17 protein-coding genes and 1 riboswitch are annotated in these 14,818 nt (G+C 64.5%); of the genes, 9 read left to right on the top strand and 8 right to left on the bottom strand.

Annotation, left to right across the window (positions count from 1 at the left end; translation table 11 throughout):
* The first annotated feature begins 8 nt into the window (after positions 1 to 8).
* The 3 genes from arsA to E3O48_RS15355 all read left to right on the top strand — a co-directional run bounded on the left by arsA (position 9) and on the right by E3O48_RS15355 (position 2,746).
* A complete protein-coding gene (gene arsA / locus E3O48_RS15365; protein WP_134540155.1) occupies positions 9 to 1,808 on the top strand; it encodes an arsenical pump-driving ATPase in 1,800 nt (599 codons plus the stop codon).
* 130 nt (positions 1,809 to 1,938) lie between these two features.
* Complete coding sequence (locus tag E3O48_RS15360; protein ID WP_134507690.1) at positions 1,939 to 2,307, top strand: VOC family protein; 369 nt, start codon at positions 1,939 to 1,941, stop codon at positions 2,305 to 2,307.
* 39 nt (positions 2,308 to 2,346) lie between these two features.
* A riboswitch (guanidine-III (ykkC-III) riboswitch) is annotated at positions 2,347 to 2,410 on the top strand.
* Between the two features lie 12 nt (positions 2,411 to 2,422).
* Positions 2,423 to 2,746, top strand: coding sequence for a multidrug efflux SMR transporter (locus E3O48_RS15355; RefSeq protein ID WP_134540152.1), 324 nt, complete (start codon positions 2,423 to 2,425; stop codon positions 2,744 to 2,746).
* An 84-nt stretch (positions 2,747 to 2,830) separates the two neighbouring features.
* Here E3O48_RS15355 and E3O48_RS15350 read toward each other — a convergent pair whose 3' ends face one another.
* A complete protein-coding gene (locus tag E3O48_RS15350) occupies positions 2,831 to 3,472 on the bottom strand; it encodes an NADPH-dependent F420 reductase (protein WP_134540149.1) in 642 nt (213 codons plus the stop codon).
* 125 nt (positions 3,473 to 3,597) lie between these two features.
* Positions 3,598 to 3,738 (bottom strand): hypothetical protein, encoded by a 141-nt coding sequence (locus tag E3O48_RS17690; protein ID WP_166788720.1) that lies wholly within the window; start codon positions 3,736 to 3,738, stop codon positions 3,598 to 3,600.
* A 158-nt stretch (positions 3,739 to 3,896) separates the two neighbouring features.
* Between E3O48_RS17690 and E3O48_RS15345 the strand changes: the two genes are divergently transcribed.
* The 3 genes from E3O48_RS15345 (at position 3,897) to E3O48_RS15330 (ending at position 6,046) form a co-directional block, all read left to right on the top strand.
* Positions 3,897 to 4,571: a VOC family protein gene (locus tag E3O48_RS15345; protein ID WP_134540146.1), complete on the top strand. Its 675-nt coding sequence runs from the start codon at positions 3,897 to 3,899 to the stop codon at positions 4,569 to 4,571.
* A gap of 253 nt (positions 4,572 to 4,824) precedes the next feature.
* Positions 4,825 to 5,376: an OsmC family protein gene (locus E3O48_RS15340; RefSeq protein WP_134507698.1), complete on the top strand. Its 552-nt coding sequence runs from the start codon at positions 4,825 to 4,827 to the stop codon at positions 5,374 to 5,376.
* A 274-nt stretch (positions 5,377 to 5,650) separates the two neighbouring features.
* On the top strand, positions 5,651 to 6,046 hold the full coding sequence (locus E3O48_RS15330) for a DUF4177 domain-containing protein (RefSeq protein WP_241974643.1): 396 nt from the start codon (positions 5,651 to 5,653) through the stop codon (positions 6,044 to 6,046).
* Positions 6,047 to 6,228: 182 nt separating this feature from the next.
* Here E3O48_RS15330 and E3O48_RS15325 read toward each other — a convergent pair whose 3' ends face one another.
* The 6 genes from E3O48_RS15325 to E3O48_RS15300 form a co-directional block, all read right to left on the bottom strand.
* Positions 6,229 to 6,519, bottom strand: a complete 291-nt coding sequence (locus tag E3O48_RS15325) for a DUF4287 domain-containing protein (RefSeq protein WP_134540143.1) — start codon at positions 6,517 to 6,519, stop codon at positions 6,229 to 6,231.
* 120 nt (positions 6,520 to 6,639) lie between these two features.
* Positions 6,640 to 7,080 carry an SRPBCC domain-containing protein gene (locus E3O48_RS15320; RefSeq protein ID WP_134540140.1) on the bottom strand — a complete coding sequence of 147 codons (441 nt, stop codon included), beginning with the start codon at positions 7,078 to 7,080 and terminating at the stop codon, positions 6,640 to 6,642.
* Between the two features lie 261 nt (positions 7,081 to 7,341).
* A complete protein-coding gene (locus E3O48_RS15315; RefSeq protein WP_166788736.1) occupies positions 7,342 to 7,698 on the bottom strand; it encodes a GntR family transcriptional regulator in 357 nt (118 codons plus the stop codon).
* A 2-nt stretch (positions 7,699 to 7,700) separates the two neighbouring features.
* Entirely contained in the window at positions 7,701 to 8,720 is a 1,020-nt protein-coding gene (locus tag E3O48_RS15310; protein WP_134540134.1) for a hypothetical protein, read from the bottom strand.
* A gap of 284 nt (positions 8,721 to 9,004) precedes the next feature.
* The gene (locus E3O48_RS15305) at positions 9,005 to 9,382 is read right to left on the bottom strand and encodes a hypothetical protein (RefSeq protein WP_134540132.1); all 378 of its coding nucleotides are present in this window, start codon (positions 9,380 to 9,382) and stop codon (positions 9,005 to 9,007) included.
* 785 nt (positions 9,383 to 10,167) lie between these two features.
* Positions 10,168 to 11,550: an ATP-binding protein gene (locus tag E3O48_RS15300; RefSeq protein ID WP_241982571.1), complete on the bottom strand. Its 1,383-nt coding sequence runs from the start codon at positions 11,548 to 11,550 to the stop codon at positions 10,168 to 10,170.
* A gap of 890 nt (positions 11,551 to 12,440) precedes the next feature.
* On the opposite strand from E3O48_RS15300, the gene E3O48_RS15295 reads away from it, so the two are divergent.
* The 3 genes from E3O48_RS15295 (at position 12,441) to E3O48_RS15285 (ending at position 14,809) form a co-directional block, all read left to right on the top strand.
* Positions 12,441 to 13,007 (top strand): AAA family ATPase, encoded by a 567-nt coding sequence (locus tag E3O48_RS15295; RefSeq protein ID WP_134540129.1) that lies wholly within the window; start codon positions 12,441 to 12,443, stop codon positions 13,005 to 13,007.
* Between the two features lie 831 nt (positions 13,008 to 13,838).
* The gene (locus tag E3O48_RS15290; RefSeq protein WP_166788719.1) at positions 13,839 to 14,405 is read left to right on the top strand and encodes a nucleotidyltransferase domain-containing protein; all 567 of its coding nucleotides are present in this window, start codon (positions 13,839 to 13,841) and stop codon (positions 14,403 to 14,405) included.
* Positions 14,402 to 14,809 carry a hypothetical protein gene (locus E3O48_RS15285; RefSeq protein ID WP_134540124.1) on the top strand — a complete coding sequence of 136 codons (408 nt, stop codon included), beginning with the start codon at positions 14,402 to 14,404 and terminating at the stop codon, positions 14,807 to 14,809. Before E3O48_RS15290 ends, E3O48_RS15285 begins: the two co-directional genes overlap by 4 nt.
* Positions 14,810 to 14,818: the final 9 nt, after the last annotated feature.

Below are 14,818 nucleotides of genomic sequence, written 5' to 3'. Positions count from 1 at the left end.
ACCCCGCGATGACGAATCCCCGGTTCCTCGACGACACGCCGCGCTTCCTCTTCTTCACCGGCAAGGGCGGGGTCGGGAAGACGTCGATCGCCTGCGCGACGGCCGTGCGCCTGGCCGACGGCGGGGCATCCGTTCTGCTGGTCAGCACCGACCCTGCGTCGAACGTCGGCCAGGTCTTCGGCGTGGGCATCGGCAACACGGTCACCCCGATCGACGCGGTCCCGGGGCTGTCGGCCCTGGAGATCGACCCGGAGCAGGCCGCCGAACAGTACCGCGAGCGGATAGTCGGCCCGGTTCGCGGCCGACTGCCGGCCGCCCAGGTGGCGTCGATCGAGGAGCAGCTGTCGGGTGCGTGCACCACGGAGATCGCCTCATTCAACGAATTCACCGAGCTGCTGACGGATGCTGCCTGGACCGCCGCCTACGACCACATCGTTTTCGACACGGCCCCCACCGGGCACACCATCCGGCTGCTCCAGCTGCCCGGCTCGTGGACCGACTTCCTCACCGAGGGAACCGGCGACGCCTCCTGCCTGGGGCCGCTGTCGGGGCTGGAAAAGCAGCGCGCCGTCTACGCGGAAGCCGTCGCAGCCCTGTCGGACCCGGCCCGCACCCGGCTGGTGCTGGTGGCCAGGGCGCAGCGCTCGACCCTCGCCGAGGCCGCCCGCACGCAGGCCGAACTGGCCGCGATCGGCATGACCCGGCAGTACCTGGTGGTCAACGGCATCCTGCCGGAGCAGCCCGCCGACAGTGCGGTCGACCCGCTCGCCGCTGCCATCCGGGCCAGGGAACAGCGGGCGCTCGCCGAAATGCCCGAGGCCTTGCGGAGTGCGACGACCGACCGGGTGGCGCTGAAAAGCACCAACATGGTGGGGCTCGTCGCCTTGCGAAGCCTGCTCGAGCCGGAAGACCTCCCAGGACAACCTGGCCCGGCGCCTGAGCTTGCCCCGGCTCCGCTGTCGGCCCTCGTCGACGAGATCGCAGCCGGCGGCCACGGCCTCGTCATGCTGATGGGCAAGGGCGGCGTGGGCAAGACCACCATGGCTGCCGCGATCGCCGTGCAACTCGCCGAACGCGGGCATCACGTGCACCTGACGACGACTGATCCGGCCGCGCATCTTGTCGACACGCTGGCCGGCGGGCTTCCCGGACTCGAGGTGTCCCGGATCGACCCGGCCGTCGAAATCGCGAACTACACCGACCGGGTCATGCGCACCAAGGGGGCCCATCTCGATGAACAGGGCAAGGCGATGCTCAGGGAAGACCTCCGCTCGCCGTGCACCGAGGAGATCGCCGTGTTCCAAGCCTTCTCCCGGGTGACCCGGGAGGCGAAGGACTCCTTCGTCATCATGGACACGGCGCCCACCGGTCACACTCTGCTGCTGCTGGATGCGACCGGGTCGTACCACCGCGAGATCCAGCGCCAGATGGGCCCCGGTATGCACTTCACGACTCCGATGATGAAGCTGCAGGATCCGGAGCAGACCAAGGTGATCCTGGTCACCCTTGCCGAAACGACACCGGTGCTCGAGGCCGCGGAACTGCAGGACGACTTGATCCGAGCCGGAATCGCCCCCTGGGCCTGGATCATCAACAATTCGATCGCCGCGGCGGCGCCGAGCTCGCCGCTCCTCCGGCTCCGGGCCGCAGGCGAACTGTCGGAGATTGCGCACGTGCGGGAGCTGAAAGCGCCCCGCCTGGCGGTCGTGGCGCTGCTCGCGGTCGAGCCGGTCGGCATCCCCGCACTGCTGGCGCTCAGCGACGGCGTTCCCGCCCTCGCGGCAACCGCCGATTCCCGTTCGTCCTGACTCGCTTCGGGGCGGGGTGTCGGCGAATCAGGGCGGAGTGCCCGGTGTGCTGCCATGCTTACGATCGGGTGGCCGGCCGTTCGGCCAACCGGGAACAACGCCGCGTCGTCGGCGGGATTGTGGAGTGCTTGTGGACATGCGACTGGAACTGGTCCCGCTGCCGTCGACGGATGTGGACCGCTCAAAGGCGTTCTACGTGGACGGAGTGGGGTTCACCCTTGATCACGATGTCGAGCCGGGCAACGGAATGCGCGTCGTGCAGCTGACCCCGCCTGGATCGGCGTGCTCCATAGTCATCGGGGTCGGGATCAGCGATCCCCACGCCGCTCCCGTCCTGAACCTCCATTTGGTCGTGGGCGATGTCGACGCCGCCCGCCGAGAACTCATCGGCAACGGCGTTGAGGTCTCGGACGTGCACGACATGGGCGGAGGCATCCGCTACGCCTATTTCAGTGACCCCGACGGCAATTCCTGGGCCCTGCAACAGATCTCTGTGTGAGTTCACTGCGCTTGCACGGCCGACTGCGATACCGTAATCCGGAGCCGCGATCAGCGGGCCCGGACGAGGGATCAGTACCCGGAACGCGACAAGACTGGCCGTAGGAGTTGTTGTCATGTCCTGGATCGTGCTTATCGTGTCCGGCGTCCTCGAAGCGGTCTGGGCTACCGCGCTGGGCAAGTCCGACGGCCTGACAAAGCTGTGGCCGTCGGTGGTCTTCGTGGTGGCGCTCACCATCAGCATGGCCGGTCTCGCCTGGGCAATGCGAGACATCTCAACCGGCACGGCATATGCCGTCTGGGTTGGAATCGGGGCGGCACTGACCGTGCTCTACGCGATGGTCTTCGGCGGCGAGCCCGCATCACTGGTCAAGATCCTGCTCATCCTCGGGCTCGTGGGGTGCATCGTCGGTCTCAAACTCGTGGATGGCGGCCACTAGGCCAGTCCCCGGCGAACGCAAGCGGGCAGGCACAGAAACGGCGCAGAACCGAGGATGTCCTCGGTTCTGCGCCGCATGTCTGGATCAGATCGTGCGCGGTGCCTTTGCCAGGTTGGCCTCGAGCTCGGCGATGTTCTGTCGCGTGCCGTAGGCGGGGCGGTCGCGCTCGACCCGCCAGCTCTCGGCGAGCGGACCGATGTTCACGGTGTCGAAACCGAATTCGTCGTAAAGCTTCGTGACGAAGTCGGAGGCATCCGCAAAGTCGGACGATGTCGCGAGCGCACGCCGCGCCGGGTCGCCGGTCGGGAACGAGTCAGCGGTGATGTCGGCGGCCGTGATGTGGTTGAAACCCTTCGCGACGCGTGAGGTCGGCAAGTGCCCCTGCAACATGCCGGTCACGGTCGCCTCGCCGTTGTCGAGGGCCTCGATGTGGCCGTCGCGTTCGAAGTAGTAGTTGTTGGTGTCGATGACGATCTTGCCGGCGAGCGGCTGGACCGGAACGTCCGCATAGGCCTTGAGCGGCACGGTCACGACCGCGACGTCGGCAGCCTGTGCCGCCTGCGCGGCGGTTCCGGCGGTCGCCTTCGGGCCGAGCTCGGCGACGAGGGCCGCGAGCGTCTCGGGGCCGCGGGAGTTGCTGATCACGACGTCGTAGCCGCTCTCGATCGCCTTGCGGGCGACCTGGCTGCCAATGTTTCCTGCACCGATGATTCCGATAGTTGTCATGCTCACGTCAACGGGCCCGGCATCGAAAATGTTCCCGATGCCACGAGGCCGGCGTGGTGGAGGCGTTCAGGATCGCCACGTTCACGCGGTGTGGCTGTGAGCCCCGGCGCGATCAGCCGGCTGGCCTATCCTTCTTTCGATTCCTTGGGCGACCGCAATGCCGGGTTGGCCGTCGCCGGGGTGATCCTGGGCGGCGGCCCCTGCGCCGTGGTCGGCTGTATGCCCTTTCCCTTGTGCATTTGTTCCTTGGGTTTCTTGCCAGTCATGGCATCCTCCAGTCCAGTGATCCTCATCTCCAGTTTGGCCCTGATTGGAGAAACCGCTACCACCACAGCCCGTGGGAGAGGCTGCCCACAGCTTGAGGCCGAGGCTTCGCTCACCGGCCGCTTGACCTCAAGTCAGCTTGAGCATCTTGACTAGAAGCATGCAGATCACCAACGTGTCAGTCCGTGTCCGAAACGCTCGTGAAGCCGGGGAATTCTATGCCGGTGTACTCGGTCTCGACGTCGCCCACGGGCATATGGGCGTGGGCGTGACGCTAGGAACTACTCGGCTCGAACTTGTCGAGGATCCCGCAACTGACGGAGACCACCACTTCGCGATCACGATTCCCGCAAACAAGTTCGACAAAGCAAAGACATGGCTCCAGCAGAGGACTGTCCTGCTGGGAACATCCGAGGCGGACGAATTCGAAACCTCGCCCGGCTGGAATGCTCACAGTGTCTATTTCGCCGGCCATGACCGGTCCGTTCTCGAGCTGATCATTCGCCGCGACCTCGACAACGCCACGCCCGGCCCATTCACCAGCGCGGACCTCCTCGGCATCAGCGAGGTCGGGGTCGCCGTAGCGGACGTCTCGGCCATTGTCGCCACGCTTGCCGACGACGCCGAGGTTGCTCCGTATGGCGATGCGCAAGGCGGCGCCTTCGCGCCCGTCGGGGACGTCGACGGCATGCTTATCCTGGTGGCGCCAGGCCGAACCTGGTTTCCCACAACGGATCGCACGGCGGGGGAGACCCCCGTTACCATCACAGCCATCGGTGGGCGTCCAGGGACTTATTCGCTCGGCGCCCTCGGCTCGCTTCATATCCTGCCGTAAGAATCGCCGGGCCGGAGCTCCGCGCCGAGCCGTTCAAGGGTTGGGCGGTTGCAGAGACGACCGCGCTCAAAAGAGGAAGGTTGAGCGCACCCTGGAAATGGCGCCGCCCGTGGAAACGCTCCACCGCGTGCCGGGGCCCGCCGAACTGTTCCTCACCTGCGAGGGGTGTGCAAGAAGGCGCAGTATTACGCCGGGAGTCCCGCAGTGACGCGGTGCTCGTCGCGAGCCGCGGCATCCGCAGTACTGTCGGCGCATGACTCTCCTCGACGCATCCCCCGTAACCTCCGTCACCGCCGACGAGCGCGCCACGCGGCTCATCGAGGCCGGCACCGCCTGGGGGGAACGAATCGCCGCCGATGTGGCCAACGGACAGCTGACCTACCGCGTACGCGGCACGGGCGAGGGCTCGGTTGCGTCGACGATCACCGCAGGAAAGCACAGCTTCCGGGTGGATGAGCCCGCCGCGCTCGCCGGAGACGACATCGCCGCCAGCCCCGTGGAGTTCGCACTCGGAGCACTCATCTCCTGCCAGGTCGTCGTCTACCGCCTCTACGCGCAGGCTCTCGGAATCCGGGTGGACGAGATCGATGTGAAGGCCGAGGGTGACCTCGACGCCCGCCGCCTGTTCGGTATCGAGGAGTCTGTTCGCGCGGGCTTCACCGCGGTGCGTCTCGACATCATCATCACGGGCCCGGAGACAGACGCCCGTTACCGGGAGCTGCGGGCGGCGGTCGACGCCCACTGCCCCGTGCTCGACCTCTTCGCAAACGCGACGCCGGTGACCGTGAGCGTCGCAAAGGCCTAGATCGTGGTTATGCCGCGCGGAAGTATTCGATACTGACTTCCAAGCAGTAGTGCCAGAGGACGGAGATCCGCGACATCCGCTCCGGCTGCGACTCCGCGCTTCTGGGCGACAAAATCGAGGCTTTCACCGAATCGGCGGAACAGCCCGTTCTGCAGCAGCCGGCGCGGATGCGTTAGGTCTCGCGCCTGAGGCAATCGGTGCCGCCAGCGATACCGGCTGATACGTTGTAGCGCACGTCCAGGCGCGTCGCGACCTGCATGACTGAAACGAGGCAATGGTGGCGAACGCAGCAGCAGGTTGGTACGACGACGGTTCGGGTCGCCAGCGACGGTGGGACGGCGCGCAGTGGACGGATGTCTGGCAAGAGGAGGCGCCGGTGAACAGTCCCGCCGCGCTGATCGACCACATCAAGGCGGAGTCCGTCGCGGGAGGTAGACCACGACCGGCGCAAAACGGGCAGAGCTACGTCGTGTTGCAGGTGGTACTGAAGGAGAAGCTATTCGGTACCGGATCTGGCAACCTCACCGAGCTAGAAAGGTCTATCAACGCGCAAGCCGCCCTCGGCTATCGACTGCACACCATCACGACGTCAGCCTCAGGCAGTAAGGGCCTCGGGGGAGGCGACCGCATCCAGGCCACGCTGGTCTTTGAGCGACTGGGGATCAGCTGACGTCTATCGGCACCCGATCGGGGCCTCAGGCGCCCACTGACCGCCCGCAAGCCGGACCTACATGGACGCAGATTCGGCGCCAATTCGCCGACGTTCCGAAGTCTCGGGGGAGTGGCGTTTGGGAACGGTCAGCGGGCGCCGAGAGCCGTCCAACCGAACAACGGCGACCAGATGCGAATGGCTCATGTGGGGCGGTTCTGTTTCCCGTCGAGCCACAGCGTGTCGGATGGGTCGCTGTGCGCGGTACCGGTGCCCACATGCTTGGTGTCGATCTTTTCGCCGTTCTTGATGACGTGCACCAGAGCCATGGCATGACCGCGGCCCAAGTCGAAGTCCGCTTTTAGCCAATCGACGATCACCCCGGCTTTCGTGGACGGATCGTCGAAACCCTTCGCCTCGGCCAGCGCGATGAACTGGCGCGGGGTCAGTCCCGTCTTGTCTTCGATGTTGTCGAGGTACGCCTGGAATGACATCTCTACTCCTCTGCCGGTGGTGCTGAGAACTGTAGGTCGGACGCGCCGCCCATTGGAAAGCTACCTTCGCAACGCTGTCGGGGCTGTCGCCATTCCTGACCGGGTCAGCATTTCGTACACCTAGGCCCGCTCTGCCAACCGTTTGATCGTGACGATGGCCTCCGCCCACATGCCGCGCATGTCGTCGGCCCACTCGTCGGGCACCTCGAGCTCGACGACGAGAGTCGTCACCCCGTCGGTCTCGCTGAACGAGTAACTCTCGTGCAGCCCGACGGTGGGCCCTTCGCGGTTCTCGACGTCGTTCTCGGTATCGCCGAGATAGCGAATCGACACGAACTCGTGGGGCCGATTCTCGACAATGGTGCCGAAGAGACCGCTCGCCGTGCCGTCGTCGTTTGGGCCGAGGAAGCGGATCACGTCGCCCTCGTTCCAGCCGCCCTCGTAGGTTGATCCCTCGTGGAAGGCGCCCGTCCATTCGCGGTAGGTGTCGAGGTCGAGCATGACGTTCCAGACGTGTTGCGCGGGAGCGTCGACATCGACGCTGAGTCTTAGATTCTCCATGCTCGCTTGTATAACCGAGACACTCTGGTGGCGCAAGACCGCCTACAGGGCCGGTTCGTCGACGAGCTTCGCAACGTCGCGGGCGGCGAAGTCTCCGTCACGGCCTGGTCACTCACATACGCCGGCTCTGACCCGCAGCCCTGACCCGCAACCCGTCCAGACCTAAGTATCGAAACCTCGGGGAAGTGGCATTTGGGAACGGTAAACGCGCCGATACGCCGGAGACTTCAATCATCGGCGCGGCGATCGATCATCTGGTGTTCAGCTGCCTATCCAGGAGGCGCGAACTGCACTGATAGTTTCCTCCAGGCCCAGTCCGTGGCCAGCGGCGAGCTCGGATAGCGTTCGGGCTGCCTGCAAGACCTGTGCTGGCGGGGTGGGCACTGCGCTATTGACGCGGGTGCCGCCGCCAGCTCGAGACACCACGAGACCTTCGCGTTCGAGCAGCTTGTACGCCTTGGCGACCGTCCCCGCCGCCACTCCGAGGTCTCGTGCCAGTTGCCGCACGGGCGGCAGTCTCTCCCCGGCAGCCAGAGCGCCGGATTGGATGACGGTGCGGAGCCGCTGATGAATCTGGTCCGATGGCAATCCGAGTCCGTCCAACGTGATGACGGGCACGGTCACCCCTGCGGTTCTGTGACCGGGATGTTGCTTTGCTCGGCCGGAGAGTCAGGCCCCTGGCGTTCGGCCGGGCGCGGGAATCTCGTGAAGAGCGGAAGCAAGAGCAGCGCGACTCCGAGGCCTTGGAGGAGCAACCCGGCGACATTGAGCGGTACAGCGAGAGCGGCAAGGGGAGTCCCCACCGTGACGGGGCCGAGATCGTTGGATGGGAACTGGAGAACCAATGACGCGCCGGTACCGATGCAGAGCAGTGACCAACTCAGCGTCAGGATCAGTGCCCCACCACTGAGGGAGAGAATCGTGCGGGTTCTGAGGCGTCGAAGCCACAGGTCAGCACTGCGTGATTCCGTGGTCGCGGCCAGGGGCGGCCTGGCAATGACCCATAGGGCAGTGAGCGCGACCGCGGTGAGCGCAACGAGAGTGATCAAGATAGGGACGCCGTAGTACCAGCCCAGGAATGTGCTGGCGTCAGAGGCGTTGCCGACTCTGACAAACAGCACCGCATAGCGTCCTTGGTCGTCACGGCTGGAGGCAAGCCCCCCAAGAACGACGGTTGTGACGAGTGCAGCGGCCACTAATATCCAGGACGCGAACCACCAACCCCGACCGTAGGACCACACTGAGCGCGGAGCGAGATCGATCCTGTGCGCCGGATCGGAGAGATCGGGGACACGGTGCCGCGCCGCGGCTGGGGTAACCAGGAGCGACCCGATGCACACCATCACGGTCATCATCGGGACAAGAAAGGAAACCCAAGTATCAGAGGTTCGGTTGGGGAACCACAGACCCGCGATGCTCAGAATCGTGACGACAAACGCGATGCCACTCGCAAGGCGCCCACGTCGAGTCAGGCGCCGAATGGGCAGCAACCTCAGAGCGGTCCCATCGCTCTCCAGTCTGGGAACACAGAGCTCGTATGAATCTGATCGGCGCCAGTAGTGCAGGAGAAGTCCGAACGGGACCATGATCGAGGTGGTCAATGCAAAGTAGGGAATCACGTTGAAAAGCAGGAAGTCCAAGATTCCTCCTCATGTCTCGCTGTAAGCAGCGAACCGGCCGCACTTGTCTTGTATCAATTTGAAGATACATTCACGCCAAGGATTTGTCGGCGGCCCCTTCTGAGGGCCAGGGAGACTGGCATCCATCGCGTAGACGAGAAGGAGCGAATCGCTCGGCGCGCGGTGGTCCTGCCCCAATGCGGAACCATCAACGCGAACGTCTTACGAGCTGGTTTCGACGAGCGCTTGGCCGCGAAGCGGACACTCCGCTCCAGTTGCAAATGCTCAGCGAGGTGGCGGGACTGCTATCTCGCCTGAGCGAGGATCGCCTCGGCTACGGCCTTCGAGTCGCTTGAGATGGAGGAGACGTAGATGGCGTCGACACCGAGCGAGAACCACAGGTCGCAACCGGGCCGGCCGTCAACACAGTTCGACACGGCTTTCTCGCTACCAGTCTGGCCATCCAGCGTGTCGAGGTGCTCAGCGCTCTTCGGCCCAAGTCCTGCAGCAACGCGATCAACGATAGATGCGTTGTCGAGCGCGAGAACGAAGCTCGCTCTCGCGTCGAACCCTGCCTCGGCAGAGCAGGTCACGAACCCGGCGTCCTCGAGGGCGACGCTTTTGAGCGAGACGATGTCCGACGACAAATCGACAGCATCGGCATACTCACCGACGGTCGCCACTCCGAGCGCGTTGGCAAGAGCCGGAGACTTGAGAAAGCTCGAGCAAGCCTCGACTGAAGGACCACCGGAACGGCCGGCGTCCCCGGCCAGTCGAGCTGTGCTGGAGTCGCGCCTGCGAGGGTCGAGAACAGCGACGTGGCGGCAGGGGCGAGCTTCGCGAAGATTTCGTCCTGCGACGATCCGACGAGGCTGTCTCCGACCCCGAATCCTGGATCATGCACCAGAATGCTGACCCAGGAGGAGCCGATGGCTGCCGTGGCTTTGCATCCAGGATCCCCGCACGAGTGCGCTCCGTCGAACCCAGCGAACGGTGTGGTCGCGTCTGTCCCTGGTCCGTCGCCAAACGTGTATGAGGTCCATTTTTCGGCTGCGTCAGGCAGAATCTGGACGTCGAGCCAAGGGACGCCGGGTTCACCGATGATTCTCGAGTATGTGCCCGTGGAACCATCGGCCAGCCATGCGCAGCGAATTCCCCCGGCTGCGGTTGATGCGAAGTCGTACGGGGTGGGGTAGGACAAGAGACTCGCAAAGTCCATGGGTGCCGACGGTGACGCAAGGGCTATGTCGACGTCGGACCCGCCAACGAGGTCCGCGCAGGTCAACGGTGCAGCCGCCGCCGGGGACGCGGAAGGCGCCGCAACGTCGGGATCAGCCGACGGCGCCTGTCCGCCACCGGAACCGGCAGACGAACAGCCGGACAATGCAACGAGTGATCCCACGACCATAATGGCCGCCCCCCAAGACCGTCTCATACGCCGAAGCTATCACTGCCTGGAACGGAACCTTCAACGGGGCGCCGTGTGGTCGACGCCGAGCAATCGCCGCGTGAGTTTGTCCCTGGTCTTGAGCAGGGCGTCGAGGGCGGCGGCCAGATCGACGTCTGTTGGTTGTCGGCCCTGTTCGGCCGCCAGGAGTACGGTGCGGCGCATGAGTTCCTTCGCGAAGGCGCCCGTGGCGCCTTCGGCGAGTGCAGCGGCATCCGTGATCGCCTTTGGAGTCAACGGTAGATCGCCGGCGTAGAGCTCAAACAAGCGACGCCGGGCGTCGGCGTCGGGCAATGGAATTTCGACAGCGAGATCAATCCGGCCGGGGCGATCGGCAAGGGCGTGCTCCAGCACTTCGACCCGATTCGTGGTCAGCACAAAGGCGACATCGGCATCGCCGTCGAGACCATCAAGGGCGTCGAGCATGGCGAACAGAAGCGGTTGCGGCCCCACTGAAAGGTGGCGATCGGCCGCGATCAAGTCGACGTCCTCGAGGACAACGATCGCGGGCTGCATGGCGCGGGCGAGCTCGGCCGCCTGGGCAACGAACTGGATGCTGTTGCCGGCGAGCACGACGGCGGTGATGCCGGGCGTCTCGCTCAGCAGGTGGCGCACGGTCAGTGTTTTACCCGAGCCCGGAGGGCCGTAGAGGAGTACGCCGCGCTTGAGATGCTGGCCCGCGGCGCGGAGTACGTCCCGGTTCTCTCCGATTCCGACCACGTGGCGCGCTACGTTGTCGAGCACTCCCGGGGGAAGGATGACCTCGTCGCCCGGAACATCGGGGCGCGCGAGGAAGGTGACACCGGCTGCGCCCGGGCCGTACTCGTTGCCGCTGAAGGAGAGAACCTGTCCGCGCAGTACGCTGCGCTCGAGCATGAGTCGGCGCAGCGCGCCGAGCAATGCCGTGGGCCCGCCCTCGTCTTCGGCGAGGATTTCCAGTCGGGCGCTGATACGACCGAATTCGGGCCGCGCACCGCGCTGCAGAACGGCCACCCGGTGCCCGTCCACGGTCAGCAGTCGAACACCGAATGAGACCACCTGGCGTTCGGAATCCGGTCCTGTGGGTGCGGAAACGTAGTCGACCGGACCGGGCGCAAAGCGGACGAAGGGGCTGCTCATCAGCTCCTGGAAGGAGGAGTGCTCACGCTGCTGACCCCCGGTAACACCGAATACCGGTGAGGCAGAACCGCCGCTGAGCTCGTCTAGGGCGATGTCTGCATCGACCAGGCGGTGCGTCGCGACGTCTTCGGTGACCATCGGCAGGGTGGAGACATCCCTCTGCAGGAAGTCCTGCACTAGCTCACCCAAGGGGGTGCGCTCCTCCGCCTGCGGACGGGGGACGAGGATGAGTTCGTCCATGAACCGGCGGAATGTCTCCACAAACGCTGCCTGCTGATCGTCCACTTGTGCCCCCGCATCATCGATGGTGCTGCTTGCCGCTCAGGCTATCCCTTGGAACCGGGCGGCATCGCTCTCAAATGTGGCCATAATTGAACCTTTCCGGCCCTCCCGCTGGCGTGACACAGGGGAGTGGGACCGTGCCCGGGTTCCGCGGAGGAACCCCAGGAATGAACGCTGACCTGCGATGACCTATCGGAGTCGGGCGTTCGGTTGAGGAAGTCGGAAATCCGAAGACGCTCTCCATGACTCTGTAATTGGCGGACCGCCGACAGCTCAGAAGTGAGATGCTGAACGTCTGCGTGAGGGGGACAAATGTCGAAGAGAGCAGTTCGCGTTCGAAGTCTCGCGATTCCGACCGGAGTACTCGGGGTCGTTTTGCTGGTCATGTCCTATGGGTTAGCGACGGTTGGTGACTTTCGCCTCGCATACGACCGATGCACATACGCCGCGCTGCCGGCTGGAGCCCTTCGGGCGGAGGGAAGCTTGGTCGATTCCTTCGCGTCGGCCGTTCCGATCGGATATGGCTGCACCTGGACAGCGGCAGAAGTAGGCACAGTCTCGTCGACAATCACCAACTGGGCGCTCACCACGGGGGCCGGTCTTGGACTGCTCCTCGTCGTTGTTGCCGGATTTGCGCGCGGCCCTGGCGGCGATACCGGCTGCGAGGCGCATCACACCCGGAACACATCGTCCAAGCTGACCCCGTGCGGGCACGGGATCCGCCGACAGGCTTCTCGTTCGGGGAAGAGCAGTGCCATCTCACCCGGGAACGATGAATGCACCATACGGACTAGACACTTGCGAGCAGTGCTGACAATCACCGGCTCGGGAATTCCCATGGCGCAAGGCAAAGCCAGCCCAGCGTCGTGACCGAGCATGTTTACACTTGGTCGATGCTCTCCCACGACGGCGCCCTCCCTCATCGCCCACGTCGCGTACTTGTTGCGGGCGTTTCTGGCGCGGGAAAGACCACTCTTGCCGCGCGGATTGCTGTCATCACGGGCGGGCCACGCACTGAAATCGACTCGCTATTCCATGGCCCGAATTGGGTCCCTCGCCCGGAATTCCTTGACGATGTACGGGCCTTCATCGCTGCCGCATCCTGGACGACAGAGTGGCAATACGGCGCCGCTCGCCCGATGCTTGCCGAGCGCGCGGATTTGCTCGTATGGCTCGATCTCCCATTCATGCGTGTGACTCTTCCTCGCGTGATCCGCCGCACCATCCGTCGCCGGGTTCACCGTGAGAAATTGTGGAACGGCAATGTCGAGGCACCCTTCCGCACGTTGTTCACCGACCGTGAGCACATTGTGCGGTGGGCCATTTCGACCAGGCGGAAGTACGACGTGCTGGTGCCGCTGATGGAAATGGAGTACCCACACCTCGTCGTGGTTAGGCTGCGATCGCAGCATGACGTCGAGCGCTGGCTGGCCGGGGCACTCAGCGCCGCCATCCGATAGTCGCGCTCACCGGTACACCGGCCGGTATTGAGCCCATTTGCGCCTTCGAATGCCGGATTGTCTCCAACCCATCACAGGTGATCCGCCCGCGACGCCGCCGCGATCCGGCTCCACTGATGTCGGCAGCAGGACCGCCCGCGGACGAGAGATCTTCCTGAACTGAATCCGCGGAGGCGGTGCCGGTCGTCTACGGTCGATACTCTTTCGGCGGCGGCGATGTTGGCAAGTCGCCTGGGTCAGCTCTGCCTCCGAAAGTCATGGTGGCGATCGAGGACAGCCCGGCACCGATGCCCTTGGCAAGGAGGGACAGGCTTGCCCCCAGTATTTGCCATAGGACGACATTGCCACGTGACTTAGTCATGCGGTGCCCCGATCTCCAGGTCGTGTGCGTCTCGTCGTCGAGAGCCTGCACGATCGCGCGGCTACTTCGCGGCGCGCACTTGTCACTCTACGAGGGTGACCAACGCGTATCCAATAGACACAAGTACAAGATCGTCTTCACGTCTTCACTGCAACCAGTTCCGACGCTGCTGAAAGGGCGTGACATTCTCCCCTCACGCGTGGGCGCATCCGCTGTCCCGCAAGACGGACGCTGAACGGGCGCTTCTGAGCATGCTCCTGCGTGACTTCCGGAGAAGTACGGCATTGATCGAATCCTCAACTCGGAGGAGCTTTGGCACTGCCGGGTGAGCCTCAAGCCATTGCATTGCGGAGCGATGCATCTGTATTGTATTTAGATACAACCGCATCGAAGAGCAATACAAACGCTGAAGGGAGCTGTTCGTGGACTTATCTGCCCCGCTCGCCTCGTTCATGAATGGCCTGGACGCTGTGGCCCTGCGCGTCGTTGCCAGGGCCGGTTCAGCGCTCACTGGTCGACAGATCGCCCGTCTGGCGGGGACTGGAACGCCGGCCAACGTCCGATTGTCTCTTCTCCGGCTCGTCGACATCGGTCTGGTCATCTCGGTCCCAGCGCCCCATGCAACTATGTATTCTGCCAACCGGTCGCACATCCTCTGGCCGGCTGTTGAGATCGCGATGAACGCGCGCCAGGAGCTGAACAGGCGTGTTGCAGCATTCGCCGACTCGAGCGCACCTGAGGGCGTCACGGTTGCCCTCTACGGCTCCGTGGCACGAGGTGACTCCACCAAGACGAGCGACGTCGACCTGCTCGTCGTCTTTCCCGATGAGGTCGCACTCGATGACCGGGACGAATTCGTCACCGGGCTCCGGGACAACGTGCAACTGTGGACCGGCAATGATGCCCAGATCTACGACCTATCCGAATCGGCCCTGACCAGGCAAAAGGAAGAAGGAGACCCGATCGTCGATAGCTGGGCCGCGGAGGGGATCATTCTCTTCGGGAACAACACGCTGGGAATGAGGAAGGCGCCGTGAACGTGCGGATCAAACAGATGACGGCGGCGGAGGTGCGAATCCGTGCCGAACACGCCCGCGATTCTCTCCTCACTGCCCAAGCTCGATTCGAGCCTGGGGGACCGATGGCGTCAAACAATACGACGGGGCTGAATGCCGTGAACGCCGGCATCGCCGCGGCCGACGCTATTTGCGGATCCAAACTCGGATACCGCTCCAGCGGTCAGGATCACAAACAGGCCATCGGCCTCCTAACCCAAGCTCTCCCCGAAAAGAGAACCGCGGCACGGGACTTGGGCCGACTCTTGGAAGCAAAGACCCTCACCTCCTACGGGGCGAGCCACATCACAGAGGCCAGGGCGAGCGAGCTCCTCAAATACGCAACCCGGCTGGTCGACGAGATGGAAGCCGCCCTCGCCTCCTGACCGCGGGCA

Source organism: Cryobacterium sp. HLT2-28 (assembly GCF_004402495.1).
GTDB lineage: Bacteria > Actinomycetota > Actinomycetes > Actinomycetales > Microbacteriaceae > Cryobacterium > Cryobacterium mannosilyticum.
The sequence above is the reverse complement of the archived record's forward strand: the minus strand, read 5'-3'. Positions and strand labels throughout refer to the sequence as shown.